The organism is Pseudarthrobacter sp. NBSH8 (assembly GCF_014217545.1).
In the GTDB taxonomy this organism is placed as follows: domain Bacteria; phylum Actinomycetota; class Actinomycetes; order Actinomycetales; family Micrococcaceae; genus Arthrobacter.
In genome coordinates this window covers 1607080-1624855 of the sequence record NZ_CP043178.1, presented here as the reverse complement: position 1 = coordinate 1624855, position 17776 = coordinate 1607080, and the positions used below count along the sequence as shown (strand labels likewise).

The 17776-nt window shown below is 65.0% G+C and carries 14 protein-coding genes; 7 read left to right on the top strand and 7 right to left on the bottom strand.

Annotation, left to right across the window (positions count from 1 at the left end; genetic code table 11):
- Positions 1-4 precede the first annotated feature (4 nt).
- Both cydB and FYJ92_RS07415 read right to left on the bottom strand, forming a co-directional pair.
- Positions 5-1054: a cytochrome d ubiquinol oxidase subunit II gene (gene cydB, locus FYJ92_RS07420; RefSeq protein WP_185263270.1), complete on the bottom strand. Its 1050-nt coding sequence runs from the start codon at positions 1052-1054 to the stop codon at positions 5-7.
- A 22-nt stretch (positions 1055-1076) separates the two neighbouring features.
- Positions 1077-2669, bottom strand: coding sequence for a cytochrome ubiquinol oxidase subunit I (locus tag FYJ92_RS07415; protein ID WP_185263269.1), 1593 nt, complete (start codon positions 2667-2669; stop codon positions 1077-1079).
- 263 nt (positions 2670-2932) lie between these two features.
- Between FYJ92_RS07415 and FYJ92_RS07410 the strand changes: the two genes are divergently transcribed.
- Complete coding sequence (locus tag FYJ92_RS07410) at positions 2933-3319, top strand: BlaI/MecI/CopY family transcriptional regulator (protein ID WP_185263268.1); 387 nt, start codon at positions 2933-2935, stop codon at positions 3317-3319.
- A 6-nt stretch (positions 3320-3325) separates the two neighbouring features.
- Positions 3326-4339 carry a M56 family metallopeptidase gene (locus tag FYJ92_RS07405; protein WP_185263267.1) on the top strand — a complete coding sequence of 338 codons (1014 nt, stop codon included), beginning with the start codon at positions 3326-3328 and terminating at the stop codon, positions 4337-4339.
- Positions 4340-4434: 95 nt separating this feature from the next.
- Here FYJ92_RS07405 and FYJ92_RS07400 read toward each other — a convergent pair whose 3' ends face one another.
- Positions 4435-6543, bottom strand: coding sequence for a type IIA DNA topoisomerase subunit B (locus FYJ92_RS07400; protein ID WP_185263266.1), 2109 nt, complete (start codon positions 6541-6543; stop codon positions 4435-4437).
- A 256-nt stretch (positions 6544-6799) separates the two neighbouring features.
- On the opposite strand from FYJ92_RS07400, the gene FYJ92_RS07395 reads away from it, so the two are divergent.
- Entirely contained in the window at positions 6800-7021 is a 222-nt protein-coding gene (locus FYJ92_RS07395) for a hypothetical protein (protein WP_185263265.1), read from the top strand.
- Between the two features lie 198 nt (positions 7022-7219).
- Here FYJ92_RS07395 and FYJ92_RS07390 read toward each other — a convergent pair whose 3' ends face one another.
- The 4 genes from FYJ92_RS07390 to FYJ92_RS07375 form a co-directional block, all read right to left on the bottom strand.
- Positions 7220-8521, bottom strand: coding sequence for an RNA polymerase sigma factor (locus FYJ92_RS07390; RefSeq protein WP_185263264.1), 1302 nt, complete (start codon positions 8519-8521; stop codon positions 7220-7222).
- A 270-nt stretch (positions 8522-8791) separates the two neighbouring features.
- On the bottom strand, positions 8792-10027 hold the full coding sequence (locus FYJ92_RS07385) for a DUF4192 domain-containing protein (RefSeq protein ID WP_185263263.1): 1236 nt from the start codon (positions 10025-10027) through the stop codon (positions 8792-8794).
- Positions 10028-10111: 84 nt separating this feature from the next.
- Positions 10112-11461 (bottom strand): nitrate/nitrite transporter, encoded by a 1350-nt coding sequence (locus tag FYJ92_RS07380; protein WP_185263262.1) that lies wholly within the window; start codon positions 11459-11461, stop codon positions 10112-10114.
- Between the two features lie 69 nt (positions 11462-11530).
- Complete coding sequence (locus tag FYJ92_RS07375; RefSeq protein WP_185263261.1) at positions 11531-12469, bottom strand: proteasome assembly chaperone family protein; 939 nt, start codon at positions 12467-12469, stop codon at positions 11531-11533.
- 24 nt (positions 12470-12493) lie between these two features.
- Here FYJ92_RS07375 and FYJ92_RS07370 point away from each other — a divergent pair, with 24 nt between their 5' ends.
- From FYJ92_RS07370 to sucB, 4 genes are all read left to right on the top strand, one after another.
- On the top strand, positions 12494-12679 hold the full coding sequence (locus tag FYJ92_RS07370; protein ID WP_185263260.1) for a hypothetical protein: 186 nt from the start codon (positions 12494-12496) through the stop codon (positions 12677-12679).
- Positions 12680-12727: 48 nt separating this feature from the next.
- Positions 12728-14254, top strand: a complete 1527-nt coding sequence (locus tag FYJ92_RS07365; protein WP_185263259.1) for a leucyl aminopeptidase — start codon at positions 12728-12730, stop codon at positions 14252-14254.
- A 249-nt stretch (positions 14255-14503) separates the two neighbouring features.
- Complete coding sequence (gene lpdA / locus FYJ92_RS07360; RefSeq protein WP_185263258.1) at positions 14504-15889, top strand: dihydrolipoyl dehydrogenase; 1386 nt, start codon at positions 14504-14506, stop codon at positions 15887-15889.
- Positions 15890-16015: 126 nt separating this feature from the next.
- Complete coding sequence (gene sucB, locus FYJ92_RS07355; protein ID WP_185263257.1) at positions 16016-17752, top strand: 2-oxoglutarate dehydrogenase, E2 component, dihydrolipoamide succinyltransferase; 1737 nt, start codon at positions 16016-16018, stop codon at positions 17750-17752.
- Positions 17753-17776: the final 24 nt, after the last annotated feature.

Genomic DNA, 17776 nt, shown 5'->3' with positions numbered 1-17776 from the left:
CCGGTCAGCCCTTCGTGGTGAACGCCCTGACGGCAATGGCCGGCAGGAAGCTGTGGGCCGCGGGGATCTGGGACGCGCTGACTCGGCGCCGGAACACCCAGTAGGTCCACGCCTGGTAGGTGATCACCAGGGGCAGGCCAACGGCTGCCACCACGCTCATGAGCCCAAGCGTGTAATCGGACGACGACGCGTTGGCAACGGTGAGATCAAACGCAGGGTCCAGGGTGGAGGGCAGCACCACGGGGAAAACGGCGCCGAAAATGGACGCGCTGCCGAGGAGGAGGAAGGCCCCCATCGCCATAAATGCCTTGCCTTCGGATCCGCGCCGGGCCAGGAACCATGCGGCTGCTGCGGCCATCACGGCCACGATCACCGCTGCCCAGGTCCATGGCTTGCCCTCCAGGAACTGGAGGACGAGTGCCCAGCCGGCCAGGGGCAGCAGCAGGACCGGAAGCAGCCGGACGAACCAGCGGCGCGCACGGTGGCGGATGTCGCCGTCGGTCTTCAATGCAAGGAACGCCAGCGCGTGGAGCAGGGAGAACCCGACCACGGCCAGCCCGCCCAGCACGGCGTAACCGCTGAACCAGGCGAACGCACCGCCTTCGCGGTCGCCGTTCGCGTTCAGCGGCAGGCCGGTGGTGGTCAGTGCCAGGGCGGCGCCGACACCGAACGCGGCAAAGAAGGAGCCCAGGGCAATGGCCCAGTCCCAGCGCGCCCGCCACGTGTCGGTGTCACCCTTGCCACGGTATTCGAACGCCACGGCACGGAAGATGAGGGCTACCAGCACTACCAGGAGGGGGAGGTAGAGGGCGGAAAACAGCGAGGCGTACCACAGCGGGAACGCCGCAAACGTTGCGGCCCCGGCCGTGATGAGCCAGACCTCGTTGCCGTCCCAGACCGGGCCGACGGTGTTCAGCAGTACGCGACGCTCGGTGTTGTTCCGCGCGAACAGCTTCATCAGCATTCCCACGCCGAGGTCAAATCCTTCAAGGAAGAGGTAGCCGGTCCAAAGCACCGCGATGACGATGAACCAGATGGTGGGCAGCAGTTCCATGCTCGAGTATCCTCTGCTCTTCTTAGTAGGCGAATGCCAGGACGTCGCCGGCGGGTTTGCCGGTGCCAGGGCCCTTGTTGGCGTCCCCGTTTTCGTCGGCCGGGGTATGGGCCAGTTCCGGCATCGCGGACACCACACCGCCCCGGATGAACTTGACCAGGAGTTTGACCTCAACCACAAGCAGCGCCGCATAGACCGCGGTCAGAACGATCAGTGACGTCAGCAGTTCACCGGCCGACACTCCAGGCGAGACGGCCGCCGCGGTGAACATAAACACCTGGTCGATGCCGTTCAGGTCCGGGTTGGGGGCCACCACAAACGGCTGCCGGCCCATCTCGGTGAAGATCCACCCGGCCGCGTTGGCGCCGAACGGGGCCAGGATGCCGAACACCGCGAGGCGCATCAGCCAGCGCGATGCCGGGACCGTGCCCGTTCTTGTCACCCAGAGCGCCAGGAGCGCGGCAAGCGCCGCTATACCGCCGAAGCCGATCATCATCCGGAAGCCCCAGTACGTGACTTCCATGACCGGGACGTACTGGATCTCCTGGCCTGCCCTCTCGCCGTAGATCGGGTTGTTGGGCAGGTGGGTTCCGTAGTCGGCCTTGTACTGGTCCAAGAGGCTGTTGACACCCTTGACCTCGGTGGTGAAGTCGCCCTTGGCGAGGAAGGACAGTATGCCGGGTACTTCGATCACGGCCTTGATGTCATCGCAGTTCATGGAGCCCAGGTTCCCGATGCTCAGCACGGAGAAGCCCGTACCGTCGTGGCAGGCGGCCTCGGCCGCGGCCATCTTCATGGGTTGCTGCTCAAACATCAGCTTTCCCTGGAGGTCTCCGGTCAGTGCGGTGCCCGCGAACGAGATCATGGCGACGACGGCGCCGATCCGCAGGGAGCGGATCCAGACTTTGTAATCGGTCCGGTCACGGCCGGGGATGGCTGCTTCGCCGGGAATCACCTTCCCGTCGGCGCCGACGGTGTCGATGCCGTCGGTGCGCCTGCGCCAGAGGTGGTACCAGGCAATGCCGAGGAGGAAGCCGCCAGCAACGGCCAGTGCGCCCATCAGGGTGTGCGGGAAGGCCACGAGTGCGGTGTTGTTGGTGAAGACTGCCCAGGCGTCCGTCATGACCGGCCGGCCGTCGATAATCTTCGCGCCCACGGGATGCTGCATCCAGCTGTTGGCTACGATGATGAAGTACGCGGAGAACACCGATCCCACCACGGCCACCCAGAGGCAGGCCAGGTGGATTGCCGGCTTCAGCTGCTTCCAGCCGAAGATCCACAGGCCCAGGAACGTGGACTCAACGAAGAAGGCCAGCAGCGACTCCAGCGCCAGCGGCGCCCCGAAGACGTCTCCAACGAAGCGGCTGTACTCGCTCCAGGCCATGCCGAACTGGAACTCCTGCACAATGCCGGTGGCCACGCCCATGATGAAGTTGATCAGGAAGAGCTTGCCCCAGAATTTGGTCATCCGGAGGTATTCCTCCTTGCCGGTGCGGTGCCAGAGCGTCTGCATCACGGCGACCACCAGGCCGAGTCCGATGGTGAGGGGCACCATCATGAAGTGGTACACGGTGGTGATGCCGAATTGCCAGCGGGCGATTTCCAGAGCTTCCACAGCAGTCCCTCGGGTTGGCGGTGCGACTTTTCTACGGTTCGTAGAACTTTGACTTCTACAGAGTGTAGAACAATGCGGCGAGCACTGTAAACCAACAGTTCCATGCGGAAGTGGCGCCCACAAGGCCGCGGCGCGCCGACTGTTCTACCGTACGTAGAAACTCAGCCGAAAAACAGGTAAATTTGTTCTTGTATATGTAGCGCTGGTGCAGTCACCGCGGCCGCCAACGGCCCGGTGCGGGGAAAATCGAAGGATGTATGGCAATGGCAAGTCTTGGCGAACTGGAACGGGCAGTGATGGATCTGCTCTGGGCGGGCCACGAAGCAGCCACCGCGAATACCCTGCGCGACAGACTGGCAACAACCACTGAAGCAAACGGGGATGCCGCAGGGCATGAGGGCAAGGAGCTTGCCGTCACAACAGTCCTGACCGTCCTCTCGCGGCTCGAAAAGAAGGGCCTGGTGGAGCGGGAACGCGGTACGCGGCCGCACCGCTACCAGGCCGTTTCGAGCAGGGAAGACCACACGGCGGAACTGATGCATGAAGTCCTGGGCTCAGCGCCCGACCGCGAAGCCGTGCTGGCACGTTTCATCGGCTCCGTGACGGACAGTGAAGCGGAAACCCTGCGCAAACTGCTTGGCAACATCTAGGGGACCATGTTCTGGACCTCGTACCTGCTGGCGGTCCTCGCGATAGTCCTGGCGTGGCCAGTGCCTATCCTGCTTTCCCGTGCCTCGTGGCCTGCACGGTCACCGTTCACGGCCATGCTGCTGTGGCAGGCAATAGCACTCGCGGGTGGACTGTCCATGATCGGCGCCATGCTGGTCTATGGGCTCGAACCGATCGGAGACAGCCTCATTTCCGGGCTGCGCGGGCTGGCGGCCATGGTCCTCTTCAACGCGCCCACCACGGCACTGGGCTTCTGGCATCTCTTCGCCCTGTCCGCCGCGGCGCTGCTCACCGCCCACCTGGTCTTCACCCTCTTGCTGACGTACTACAGGATTGAACGGCAGCGGCGTCGGCACCGGGAGCTCCTGGCCTTGTTGGCCGCCCCGTCCGTCGACGCAGACCGAACAGTGGTCATCAGCCACGATTCACCTGTTGCCTATTGCCTGCCGGGCGGGGCCCGCTCCGTCACGGTGCTCTCGGATGGCCTGATGGCGGCCCTGGAGCCGGCTGAATTAAGGGCGGTCCTGAGCCACGAGAATGCCCACCTCAACCAGCGCCACCATCTCCTGCTCTGGGCGTTTGCCGCATGGCGCCAAGCGCTCCCATGGCTGCCCACCACCCGCCTCGCGCAGGAGGCGGTGAACTCGCTGATCGAAATGCTGGCTGACGACGTAGCGCTCAAGACAGAAAGCAACGCCACGCTCATCAAGGCGATCGCCATAGTGGCCAGCGGCCCCACCGGAGGTATGGCCGCTGGTATGGCAACGGGCATGGCGTCCGCCGCCGTGCCGTCCGCGCACCCCGGCCTTGCCCTGGATGGGCTTGAGGCACCCGCCGGCGCCGTCTCAGGTTCTGCGCGGACCACGATGTCCCGGGTCAGCCGGCTGCTATCCCCTCAGCCGCAACTGCCTGCCGCCGCCCGCGGGCTAGTGCTTGCCGGCTGCGCCCTGCTCCTGGCCCTGCCCACCGCCCTGCTGATCGTGCCTGGCCTGCTCGGTTGAAGCGCGGCGACGGAAGCCCCGCATCGGCTGAATCCCGTCACGGACTGAATTGCCGCTGTGGGCTGTGCCGTCCTGGGCCGGGCCGTCACCGGTTGTCAAGCATCGATCCGCTCCCGGTCCAGGCTGGAGGCGCCGGCGATGATGAAGTCTTTACGGGGGGCGACATCGGATCCCATCAGCAGGTCGAACGTGTCCTCCGCGTGCTTGGCATTCTCGATGCCCACTTTGCGCAGTGTCCGGTGCCGCGGATCCATGGTGGTTTCGGCCAGCTGCCCGGCGTCCATCTCGCCCAGGCCCTTGTACCGCTGGATCGGCTCCTTGTAGCGTTTGCCTTCCTCGGCCAGCCGGGCCAGGAGCACGTGCAGTTCCGTCTCCGAGTAGGTGTAGATCATGTCGTTGGCCTTCTGCCCGGCGTTGATGACCTCCACCCGGTGCAGCGGCGGCACGGCAGCATAGACCCGTCCGGCGTCGATCATGGGGCGCATGTACCGGAAGAAGAGCGTCAACAGCAGCGTCCGGATGTGGGCGCCGTCCACGTCGGCGTCGGTCATCAGGATGACCTTGCCGTACCGGGCCGCGTTGATGTCGAAGCTGCGGCCCGAACCGGCGCCCACCACCTGGATCAGCGCAGCGCATTCCGCGTTGGACAGCATGTCTCCCACGGACGCCTTCTGCACGTTCAGGATCTTGCCGCGGATGGGCAGCAGCGCCTGAAAGTCAGAGGACCGCGCCAGCTTGGCAGTTCCCAGCGCCGAGTCGCCTTCCACGATGAACAGTTCGGAACGGTCGACGTCGTCCGTCCGGCAGTCGGCGAGCTTGGTGGGCATGGACGAGGTTTCCAGGGCGTTCTTGCGCCGCTGGGTCTCCTTGTGCACCCGCGCGGAAATCCGGGACTTCATCTCGCTGACGATTTTTTCCAGGAGCAGCGCTGAGTGGGCCTTGTCGTTCCGGTTGGCTGAGTTCAGCTTCGCGGTGATCTCCTGCTCCACCACCTTCGCGACGATGGCGCGGACCGCGGAGGTGCCCAGGATCTCTTTGGTCTGGCCCTCAAACTGCGGCTCGGCCAACCGGACCGTCAGCACAGCCGTCAGCCCGGCGAAGATGTCGTCCTTCTCAATTTTGTCGTTTCCTGCCTTCAGCTTGCGGGCGTTGGCCTCCACTGCTTTCCGGAACGTCTTGACCAGCGCCTGCTCGAAACCTGACTGGTGGGTTCCGCCCTTGGGCGTCGCGATGATGTTGACGAAGCTGCGGACGGTGCTGTCATAGCCGATGCCCCAGCGGAGCGCCACGTCCACTTCACAGTCACGTTCAACCTCGGCAAGCTGGCTGTGCCCGCGCTCGTCAAGTACCGGGACGGTTTCCTTGAACTTACCCGAACCGTGCAGCCGCCAGACGTCGGTGACGGCGGGATCGGCGGCGAGGAACTCGACGAACTCGGACAGGCCGCCGTCGTGGTGGAACACCTCTTCGTGGCCCGCCGCTTCACCGGGGGTCCCTGCCAGCCTCCGCTCATCGCGGACGGTGAGCTTGAGCCCCGGCACCAGGAAGGAGGTCTGCCGGGCCCGCGCGGCCAGTTCGTCATAGGAGAACTTGGCGTCCGGCGTGAAAATCTGGCGGTCTGCCCAGTAGCGGATCCGGGTCCCGGTCACACCACGCTTCGCCTTGCCCACCACGTCCAGCACGGAGCCGTCCACAAACGGGGCGAACACTGCCGACGGGTCCAGCCTGGATCCCTGGTCCTTGAAGCGCCCCGGCTCGCCGCGCCGGAACGACATTTTGTAGGTTTTGCTGCCGCGGTCTACTTCAACGTCCAGGCGGGCAGACAGGGCGTTCACCACGGAGGCGCCCACGCCGTGCAGGCCGCCGGAGGCCGTATAGGACCCGCCGCCGAACTTGCCGCCCGCATGGAGTTTGGTGAAGACCACCTCGACGCCGGTGAGTCCCGTCTTCGGTTCCACGTCCACGGGGATGCCACGGCCGTCGTCGTGAATTTCCACCGAGTTGTCCGCGTGCAGGATGATCTTGATGTCGTGGCCAAAACCGGCAAGCGCTTCGTCCACCGAGTTGTCGATGATCTCCCACAGGCAGTGCATCAGCCCACGCGAATCGGTGGAACCGATATACATGCCGGGGCGCTTGCGGACGGCTTCGAGGCCCTCCAGGACAGAAAGGTGCCGGGCGGTGTAATCGGAACTTGGTGCCACGGGTTGTGAACTCCTTCAGTGACGGAACAGCTGGCGCTGCGGGCGCTCCATCGAGCCTAGTCGGCGCGGCAGCAGACGGGTGGCTGCCACACGTGGCCAAGGCTGTGGGCCGGGCCACTCGTTATCCTTCCGTGACGGAATCCTGCGCCTTGATCAATTCTTGTGGCTACGCGGACAGCGAACTTGACCCGTCCTTGCGATGGGATTGGTACGAATACTGGTTATATAGACATACAGATCTACTAAGGAGGCCGACATGACAACAGCAGTGGCAGACCGCACACTCAACGCACTGGACCGGTGCGATCGCTGCGGAGCTCAGGCATATGTCCGCGTTGTACTCGAGTCCTCCGGCGGTGAGCTGCTGTTCTGCGGCCACCATGCCCGTGCAATCGAGGCTACGCTGAGGCCGCTGAGCTCCGACTGGCACGACGAGACGGGCAGGCTTCACGAGAAGGCTCCCGTAGCCATCGACTGACCGGACGCACCCCAACCTGACACACCAAAGAAGAGGACTCCTCCAGCCGGAGGGGTCCTCTTCTTTGTTATGGAGACCACGCATTCTTTGTTGTGGAGACCACGCGTTGAATCCCAGAGAGGAAAACGCGGGTCCCCTTCTCACCCCTCAATCCGAAGATGATGGGCGGAAGGTGACCCGCGCTGCCTGAGTCCCGATCTAGTCCAGGTAGTCCCGCAGCACCTGCGACCGTGACGGGTGGCGGAGCTTGGACATGGTCTTGGATTCGATCTGGCGGATACGCTCACGCGTAACGCCGTAGACCTTGCCGATTTCGTCTAAAGTCTTCGGCTGGCCGTCCGTCAGGCCGAAACGCATAGCCACCACGCCGGCTTCGCGCTCGGACAGGGTGTCCAGAACGGAATGCAGCTGTTCCTGCAAGAGCGTAAAGCTCACGGCATCAGCGGGAACCACGGCCTCGGAGTCCTCGATGAGGTCGCCGAACTCGGAGTCACCGTCTTCACCCAGCGGGGTGTGCAGGGAGATCGGTTCGCGGCCGTACTTCTGGACCTCGACGACCTTTTCAGGAGTCATGTCCAGTTCGAGGGCCAGTTCTTCGGGCGTGGGTTCGCGGCCCAGGTCCTGGAGCATCTGGCGCTGCACGCGGGCCAGTTTGTTGATGACTTCGACCATGTGCACCGGGATGCGGATGGTGCGGGCCTGGTCTGCCATAGCGCGGGTGATGGCCTGGCGGATCCACCACGTGGCGTACGTGGAGAACTTGAAGCCCTTCGTGTAGTCGAACTTCTCGACAGCGCGGATCAGACCCAGGTTGCCTTCCTGGATGAGGTCCAGAAACAGCATGCCTCGGCCGGTGTAGCGCTTAGCCAGTGAAACCACCAGGCGGAGGTTGGCTTCGAGCAGGTGGTTCTTGGCGCGCTTGCCGTCGTGGATGACGAATTCAAGTTCACGCTTGAACTTGGGTTCCATCGAGCCGTCGTCTGCGTTGATCTTCTCTTCGGCGAAGAGTCCGGCTTCGATCCGGAGCGCGAGGTCGACTTCCTGCTCGGCGTTGAGCAGCGCAACCTTACCGATCTGCTTGAGGTAATCCTTGACGGGGTCAGCCGTGGCACCGGCCGACATCACCTGCTGGACAGGGGCATCGTCGTCATCGGCATCCGAGTAGACAAAGCCCTTGCCCGTTGCTGCTGAGGCGGCCTTGGCTGCGTTGATCTCGCTGTCATCGGCGATGTTGATGTCGTCGAGGTCCTCCTCAACGTCCTCATCATCGTCGCCGCGCGCGGATTTTCCGGCTGCTTCGGCAGCGGCTTTGGCGCCGGGCTTGGGCCCGCGCTTCTTGGGCTCAGGCTTGCCGTCCAAACCGGTGTCACCGGAGGCATCCTTGATGGCTTTGTTGGCTGCCCGCGTCGCTGCTCGCTTGGCGTTCGTTGCAGCCTGCTTCGCCTCAGGGGACAAATCGTCCTGGGCGGCGGGTTCCTTCTTCGCGGAAGACGGGGTCACAGAAAACCTTTCTAGCGGCGGTCTGTGGAATCACCATACGGGCAACACCACTATGACCCTGTCAAGTCCGTGATGAATATCAGGTGCAACCACGGCCGGCAGAGTCTACAAGTAGAACTGCCGGGGCGGCCATAATGTTCCCTGCTGGGCTTCATCACATGCACTTGATTCACGGACCCAACCGGGTCTCGGCAACCATTGTCTCATGGTTTTCCCAAACCCGACCTCAAGGCTGGCGCATCCAGGTCCCACTGGTGAGGCTACAACGGCTCAGGCTGCATCCGGTTCGAATTTCCGCCAGGCGGCTTCCTTCCGTGCAGCCCAGCCGCAGAGGTTGCCGCGCCGCACCAGCTCAAGCATGAGTTCAGCGAGCCGGTAGCCTGGTTCCTCCTCAAGGGCACGGCCGAGGTACGCGGCAGCGTACGACCCCCGTCCCCTGCACCATGCGATCCACCCTCGTCCGGTCAGCGCGGCCGCACCGGCCTGACCGCCGCACGCCGTCAGCTGTTCCAGCACTGCGTCAAGGCTGTTAAGGGTGTGCCAGGCAGGAACCACAGGCTCCAGCCCCAACAGGACTTCGCCATACCCCGGAATGCCTGGGATACCTGGTCCGGCTGGCTCCCATCCTGCCCCTCCGGCTCCGGACGCTGGTCCGGAAGGGGCGAAGCCCAGGAGCGCAGGCCCCACCGGAGCCAGGATGCAGCCGGCGTCGAAGATACCGAATTTCGCGGCACCCGCCAGGGCAGCCGCCTGACCGGCCGCGGCCATCACCAGGACGGCGTCACGCCAGGCCGGGACACGGAGCGACGCGCGAAGGTAGGCAACCTCGTTGACCGGCAGCACCTGACCAGGCACGTTGGCCAGCAGTGCCTCCCACTGGACCATCAGCTGGCCAAACTGGTCCCTGCTCCCCCGGCGCCGGTCCAGTTGCTCCGCCCACGTTTCCTCGTAGGCAAGGATGGCTGTCCGGTCCTCGCCGGAAAGCGTGGGCGGAGGATGGGCACCGTCCTCCGGTGCGGGCCCGACGCTGCTGCCGCGGAAAACCATCTCGGCGTTCAGCATGCTGTCCCGGATCGCTTGGACGGACCGGCCCGGCGAGGGGCAGCAGGACGGCTCGGTGCAATAGGCATCACGCCAGAAGGCGTCACCGACATACCAGGCGTCCCGTACCGGCATCCCCGCGGCCCCTAAGACCGACTGCAGTGCGTCCAGTAGCCCGCGGTAGGTTCCCGGAGGTTCCATCCAGCCGTCGTTGGTGAAGCAGGCCAGCAGGGCACCGTCGGCATCCCCGTCAGCCTGGAGATAGCCGAGCACCGAGTCGGCGTAGTCTCTCGGGTCCGAGAGGGTTTCCGGCCCTGGAAGATCCAGCCTCAGGGTTGCTCCCAGCCGGTTACCGTGCAGGGTCATCGCAACCAGGCTGCCTGCCGGCCAGTAGCCCAGGGAATGCGGGATGAAGCCGAGGATGTCTTCAGGGCCTCGGACGGTCAGGTGTTCTGAAGGTTTCATAGTTCAAGTCTTGGCTCAGCCGGTGGCGCGCGCCCGAAAAAACCTGGGCCATGTGGACAAGCGACCAGGTGTGGAGGAAGAGTCTCAGCGGTCCTTGGACTCGGACGGCTGGCGCCGCCGGGCCAGGTTCGCCCGCCGCTGCTGCGCCATGGCCCGGAGGAGCGGCGGCACCACAACACCCTGCGCGGCCATCTGTCGCCGTACTTTGCGCCGGCAGACGAGCGTCATGGCGGCGCCGAAGCCCAGCAAAAGGAACTGAACGCTAAGTGCGATCCGGAACGGCTCGAGCCCGTACAGGACGCCGTCGGAATAGCCGCTGGCCAGCAGGACGTCCAGCACGAGGCCGACCAGGAAGATCGCCACGAGGGCCGCGATGAAACCGCCCACATTCACGATGCCCGTTGCGGTTCCGATCCTGTGCGCCGGATTGAACGTCCGCGCGAAATCAAACCCGATCATCGATCCTGGCCCCCCGATGGCCAGGACCACCACCAGGCACGCCAGCAACCACAGCGGGGAGCGGCCAGGCGTCACCAGCACCGCGGCCCAGGCAACGGCCGTGGCCCCGGCGATGAGCAGCACCATGGTTGATCGGCGAAGTGGGTGGCGGGAAACGAACTGCCCGATGAAAGGGCCCACGGCCATCGCCGCCGCAACGTACAGGGTCATCAGGCCGGCCACGGTTGCGGCATCCAGGCCCTGTCCCGAGATCAGGAACGGATATCCCCAGGTCATGGCGAACACCGTGCCGCTGAACTGGATGGTGAAGTGGCTCCACATCCCCAGCCGGGTACCCGGCTGTCGCCAGGCCCGCGCGAGCGAGGCGCCCGTGGCCTTCAACCCTTGCTGCGCTTGGGGGGCGGGCACACCGGGCGGGTGGTCCTTCAACAGGACCAGCACCAGCACCACCGCCAGGCCCGCCATGCCGGCGAGCATCAGGAAGCCGGGGGTCCAGCCAAAGGAATGCAGGACAAAGGCGAACGGCAGCACACTGAACAGCTGCCCCAACTGGCCCGACATGCCCGTCAGCTGCGTGACCAGGGGAACCCGGGCAGGCGCGAACCACAGGGGAATGAGCCGGATCACGGAAATAAAGGTCATGGCGTCGCCGGCGCCCACAAGAACCCGCCCCGCCACACCGCCGGGGATGGTGTCGGCGAAGGCCAGCTGGAGCTGCCCAAGTCCCATGAGGACGGCTCCACCGGCGATCATGATGCGCGAGCCGAACCTGTCCACCAGGAGGCCGACGGGGATCTGCAGTCCTGCGTAGACCAGCAGCTGCAGCACCGTGAAGAAGGAGATGGCGGACGCGCCGGCATGGAACCGCTCGGTGGCTTCCAGCCCCACCACACCGAATGAGGTGCGCTGGGAGACGGCCACAAGGTAGGCGAAGATGCCGATGGTCCAGATCAGCCAGGCTCGGGGTGCAGTCACCCCCTCATTATGCCCGGGCTGCTGCCCCGCCCCGGGCAGGCGTCTGCCAGGCGGACGCCGTGGGGCCGGCTACGGGTGCGGGTTCTCGCGGGCCAGGTAGGCCTCCACTGCCGCGCCCAGCTCGTCACCGTTCGGAAGTTCGTCATTTTCATCGGCCAGGAGCGAGCGCCGGACGGTACCCTCAGCCTTCTCGTCGTACCGCTCTTCCAGCCGGGAGACAACCTGCTGCACATCTTCCGAGGCTGCGACCTGTTCAGCGATCTGGCGGCCCACTTCCCGGCCCGCCTCGCGCAGCCGGTCCGCCGGCAACATCAGGGACGTCGCGGCACCGAGGAATTCAAGTCCGGCTACTGCGGCCGGCGGGTATTCCGCGTCGGCAAGGTAGTGCGGAACGTGGATCACGTAGCCGGCAACATTGCGCTCAGCCTCCATGAGTCGCAGCTCCAGAATGTGCCCTACGGCAGCCGGAACGTCAACGGTGGGCTTCCAGACGGAAATGCCCTCGATCAGTTCCGGACGGTTGCCGTGGACGGTCACGCCCACAGGGCGCGTGTGCGGCACAGGCATGGGAATGGAGTGAATCCAGGTCACCAGGTTCACGTCGAGCTTTTCCACAATGCCAACGACGGCGCGCGCGAACCGCTCCCATTGAAGGTCGGGTTCAAAACCGGCCAGAAGCAGGAAGGGGCTGCCGAGCCCGTCCGTCAGCTTGTACAGCGCCAGCTTCGGCTGCTGATAGTCCTGCAGATGATCCTCCACGAAGGAGATGTGGGGCCGCCGCGAACGGTAGTCGATGAGCTGGTCAGCGTCGAACACTGCCACCGGCTCGGCGTCGAGGGTGTCCAGGAGCTCCGCATTGATCTGCCTCACCACGTGGCCGGCATCGGCAAAGCCGGTGAAGCCCATCACCAGGTTCAGCCCGCTGAGCGCCGGGCTGTGGAACAGCTCGATGTTGCTCGCATAGAGCGCATCGGGGTCCAGCAGGGAACCGGAAATCCGTTCAAGCACGGCGTCGTCCTTTCAAGGAGTCGGGTGAATATCTTGTACAACGCGGCCAGGCACCCGGGAATTCCGCCAGCCGGTGTGGCGCAGGTCTCAGGGGATTCCGCTGCCGCGGCCCGCAGCGGCTACGATCGTGAATGGCCCGCCGGACGGGACTACCGGCACCCCGGCGTCGTCCCGATCGGACGGCCCCCGGATTTCCATGGCCGCGCCTGACATCCATACCAGCGCGAACAGCCTTTTCGAGAATTGAGGACTTACCCCGTGGTCAAGAATACTGAAATCAACCTTAGTACCCTCGCCAAGGACCTGAACAGGACCCCCAGTGACGCCGTCGTCATCGGCGTGGGACAGGGATCGGACGGCCCTATCCTGCTGGCGAATCCGCTGACCGCAAAATCGGCGGAAGCGCTGACCGATTCCCTCAAGGTTCTGGGTGTCACCGGCGCCGCTGACCAGGTCGTCCGGCTGCCCGGCCTCCCGGAAACGGGTGCCGGTGTTCTGGTTCTCGCCGGTGTCGGCAAGGTGGCCGCTGGCCGTCCCCTCACCGAAGAGGCCCTGCGGCGTGCCGCGGGTTCCGCCGTCCGCCAGCTCGGCGGTCTGCCCACTGTTGTCCTCGCGCTCCCGACGGCGGGCGTCGCCGACGTCGCGGCGGTCGCCGAGGGTGCGGCCCTGGGCGCCTATTCCTTCACCGAGTACCGGTCGTCCAACGACGGGCTGAAGGAACCGGTCCGCAACGCGTTGATCTACACGGACCTTGCCCCCAACGATGCGCTTCGCGCCGCGCTGACGCGTGCTGGCCTGATCGGTAAAGCCGTCAACGCCACGCGCTCCCTGGTCAACCAGCCGCCCAGCCACCTGTACCCCGAATCCTTCGCCGAGGCCGCCAGGGAACTGGCCAAGGGCCTGCCGGTCAAGGTGACGGTCTGGGACGAAAAGCGCCTCGAAAGGGAAGGCTTCGGCGGCATCATGGGCGTGGGCAAGGGCTCCACCCGCCAGCCCCGCCTGGTGAAGGTCGAATACGCGCCCGCAAAGGCCACCGCAAAAATCGCCCTCGTCGGCAAGGGCATCACGTTCGACACCGGCGGCATTTCCATTAAGCCGGCCCTTGGCATGGGTGACATGAAGAGCGACATGGCAGGCGCCGCCGTCGTCCTTAACACCGTGCTGGCGATCGCAGGACTGGGTCTGCCGGTGAAGGCGACCGCCTGGCTCTGCATCGCTGAAAACATGCCCTCCGGTGCAGCTTCACGGCCTGCTGATGTGCTCACCATGTTCGGCGGCAAGACCGTGGAAGTGCTGAACACCGACGCCGAGGGCCGCTTGGTGATGGCAGACGGCATCGTCGCGGCGAGCCGTGAATACCCTGACGCCATCATCGACGTCGCCACCCTCACGGGCGCGCAACTCATCGCCCTCGGCAACAGGACTGCGGGCGTCATGGGCTCTGACAGCGTCACCGGACCGATCAAGGCCGCCGCAGATCGTGCGGGCGAACTGGTGTGGCCCATGCCGCTGCCGGAGGAACTGCGCCCGAGCATCGACTCCCAGGTGGCCGACCTCGCCAACATCGGCGAACGCCACGGCGGCATGATGACCGCAGCTGTTTTCCTGCGCGAGTTTGTGGGCAAGGGCAAGGACGGGGAGCAGATCCCCTGGGCGCACATCGACATCGCCGGCCCGTCCTTCAACAACGGAAGCCCTTACGGCTACACGCACAAGCAGGGCACAGGCTGCACCGTCCGCACACTGGTGGCTTACGTCGAGGACATCCTGGCCGCTGCCGCCTGACCAGCTTTTGAACTGTCACGCGGCTTTGTGACACCACCGTGAATCCTTGGACACAAAGCCGCGTGACACTCACCACAAGCGCCCCACAAACGCCACGGCAAGGTGGAGCATGTATTAGTGGTTCGCTAAGGTGAACTCCGGTAGTCACAAATGAAAGGGAACTGTTCTGCTGGCATAATCACGGCAGGGAAGTTCCAAGACCAGATGATGCGTACTCTCGTGTCATCGTTCACGCGAGGGAGCGTTTTAGTGGCCGATCAGGCAACTGCGCAAGAATTCGACATCCTGGTACTCGGCGGCGGCAGCGGCGGCTACGCAACTGCCCTGCGTGCCGTTCAGCTTGGCCTCACCGTTGGCCTGATCGAAAAGGGCAAGCTAGGCGGCACCTGCCTGCACAACGGCTGTATCCCCACCAAGGCCTTGCTGCACTCCGCTGAACTGGCCGACCACGCCCGCGACTCGGCAAAGTACGGCGTCAACGTCACCCTTGACAGCATTGACATCACGGCTGTCAACGCCTACAAAGACGGGATCATCGCCGGCAAGTTCAAAGGCCTGCAGGGTCTCATCAAGGGCAAAAAAGGCATCACCGTCATCGAAGGCGAAGGCAAGCTCCAGGGCACCGACACCGTAGTCGTGAACGGCACCGCGTACAAGGGCAAGAACATTGTCCTCGCGACCGGCTCCTACTCCCGGTCGCTGCCGGGCCTGGAAATCGGCGGCAAGGTCATCACCTCCGACGAAGCCCTCACCATGGATTTCATCCCCAAGAGCGCGATCATCCTGGGCGGCGGCGTGATCGGCGTCGAGTTCGCTTCGGTTTGGAAGTCCTTCGGCGTCGACGTCACCATCATCGAGGGCCTGCCTTCGCTGGTCCCGAACGAGGACGCGACAATCGTCAAGGCCTTCGAGCGCGCCTTCAAGAAGCGCGGCATCAAGTTCTCCACCGGCACCTTCTTCCAAGGCGTTGAGCAGAACGCCGACGGCGTGAAGGTCACCCTCGTGGACGGCAAGACCTTCGAAGCAGACCTGATGCTTGTGGCCGTCGGCCGCGGCCCGGTCACGGCCAACCTCGGCTACGAAGAGGCCGGTCTGACCATCGACCGCGGCTTCGTCATCACCAACGAGCGTCTGCACACCGGTGTCGGCAACGTCTATGCCGTTGGCGACATCGTCCCCGGCGTCCAGTTGGCACACCGCGGCTACCAGCAGGGCATTTTCGTCGCCGAGGAAATCGCCGGCCTGAAGCCCGTCGTCGTCGAAGACGTCAACATCCCCAAGGTCACCTACTCCGAGCCCGAAATCGCCACGGTGGGCTACACGGAAAAGGCCGCCAAGGCCAAGTTCGGTGACGACCAGATCCAGATCCAGGAATACAACCTCGCCGGCAACGGCAAAAGCTCCATCCTGGGCACCGGCGGCCTTGTCAAGCTGGTCCGCCAGAAAGACGGCCCCGTGGTCGGCGTCCACATGATCGGCGCCCGCATGGGCGAGCAGATCGGCGAGGCCCAGCTGATCGTGAACTGGGAAGCCTACCCGGAGGACGTGGCCCAGCTGGTCCACGCACACCCGACCCAGAACGAGTCCCTGGGCGAGGCCCACCTGGCCCTGGCCGGCAAGCCTCTGCACGGCTAGCAGTTTCGCCCGCACCACCGCAAGACAACAGGGCTTAGTGCACCCGGCGTGATCCGCCGGGTGCACTAAGCTCGAACAAGCCAGCCATCATCCGCACAAAAGATCAATAAGGAGAACGGGGACGACATGTCTGAATCCGTTAACTTGCCCGCCCTCGGTGAGAGCGTCACCGAAGGAACCGTCACCCGCTGGCTCAAGCAGGTAGGTGACCGGGTAGAGGTGGACGAACCGCTGCTCGAGGTTTCCACCGACAAAGTAGACACCGAAATCCCCTCTCCGATTGCCGGCATCATCGAGGAAATCCTCGTTGCCGAAGACGAGACCGCCGAAGTAGGCGCTCCCTTGGTCCGCATCGGCGACGGCTCCGGCGGCGGCGCAGCCCCCGAAGCAGCAGCGCCGGCCGAAGAAGCACCCGCCGAAGAGGCTGCAGAAGCCCCCGCCGAAGAGGCTCCGGCCGCCGAAGCACCCGCTGAAGAAGCTCCCGCAGCGGCAGCACCCGCCGCATCGGACGGCGAAACCCACGACGTCACCCTCCCGGCACTGGGCGAAAGCGTCACTGAAGGAACCGTCACCCGCTGGCTGAAGGCCGTGGGCGACACCGTTGCAGTGGATGAGCCGCTGCTCGAGGTTTCCACGGACAAGGTTGACACCGAAATCCCGTCCCCCGTCGCGGGAACACTGCAGGAAATCCGGGTCAACGAAGACGAAACCGCCGAAGTTGGCGCAGTCCTCGCCGTCATCGGCTCCGGCGCGGCTGACCCCGGAGCCTCCGCTCCGGCAGCAGCTCCGGCACCCGCCGCCGAGCCTGCTGCACCAGCGCCCGCCGCGGCACCTGCTCCCGTTGCACCCAAGGCAGAGGCCGCTCCGGCGGCACCGGCCGCGGCAGCAGCACCTGCTCCCGTTTCGGCCCCGGCACCCGCAGCCGAGCCTGCTGCCGGCGGCGAATCCGGCTACGTGACGCCCCTGGTCCGGAAGCTGGCCAACCAGCACGGCGTGGACGTCGCATCACTGTCCGGCACCGGCGTTGGTGGACGCATCCGCAAGCAGGACGTCCTCGCTGCGGCAGAAGCCAAGGCTGCTCCCCCCGCCGCTGCACCGGCCAAGCCGTCCGCCGCTCCGGCCGGCCCGGCAGCCTCCTCCCTGCGCGGCACCACGCAGAAGGCACCACGCATCCGCCAGGTCATCGCCCGCCGCATGCGCGAATCCCTCGAAATCTCCACGCAGCTCACGCAGGTGCATGAAGTGGACATGACCAAGGTGGCCAAGCTCCGCCTGAAGGCCAAGAACTCGTTCCTGGCCCAGAACGGCGTCAAGCTCACCTTCCTGCCGTTCATCGCCAAGGCCGTGGCCGAGGCCCTCAAGCAGCACCCCAAGCTCAACGCTGCGTACGACGAGGACAAGCAGGAGATCACCTACCACAACGCCGAGCACCTGGCGATCGCAGTGGACACGGACAAGGGCCTGCTGGTTCCGGTCGTCTCCGATGCCGGCAACCTGAACCTGGCCGGGCTGGCCGCCAAGATCGCCGACGTTGCCGGCCGCACCCGCGACGGCAAGATCGGCCCGGACGAACTGTCCGGCGGAACGTTCAGCATCACCAACATCGGTTCGGTCGGCGCCCTGTTCGACACCCCGATCATCAACCAGCCGCAGGTTGGCATCCTGGGCACCGGCGCGATCGTCAAGCGCCCCGTGGTGGTGGCCGATGAGAACGGTGACGACTCGATCGCCATCCGCTCCATGATGTACCTGTCACTCACATACGACCACCGTCTGGTGGACGGCGCGGACGCAGGACGCTTCCTCCAGACCCTGAAGGCCCGCCTTGAAGAAGGCGCCTTCGAGGCCGACCTGGGACTCTAATCCCCCAGCAGAACCAAACGACGG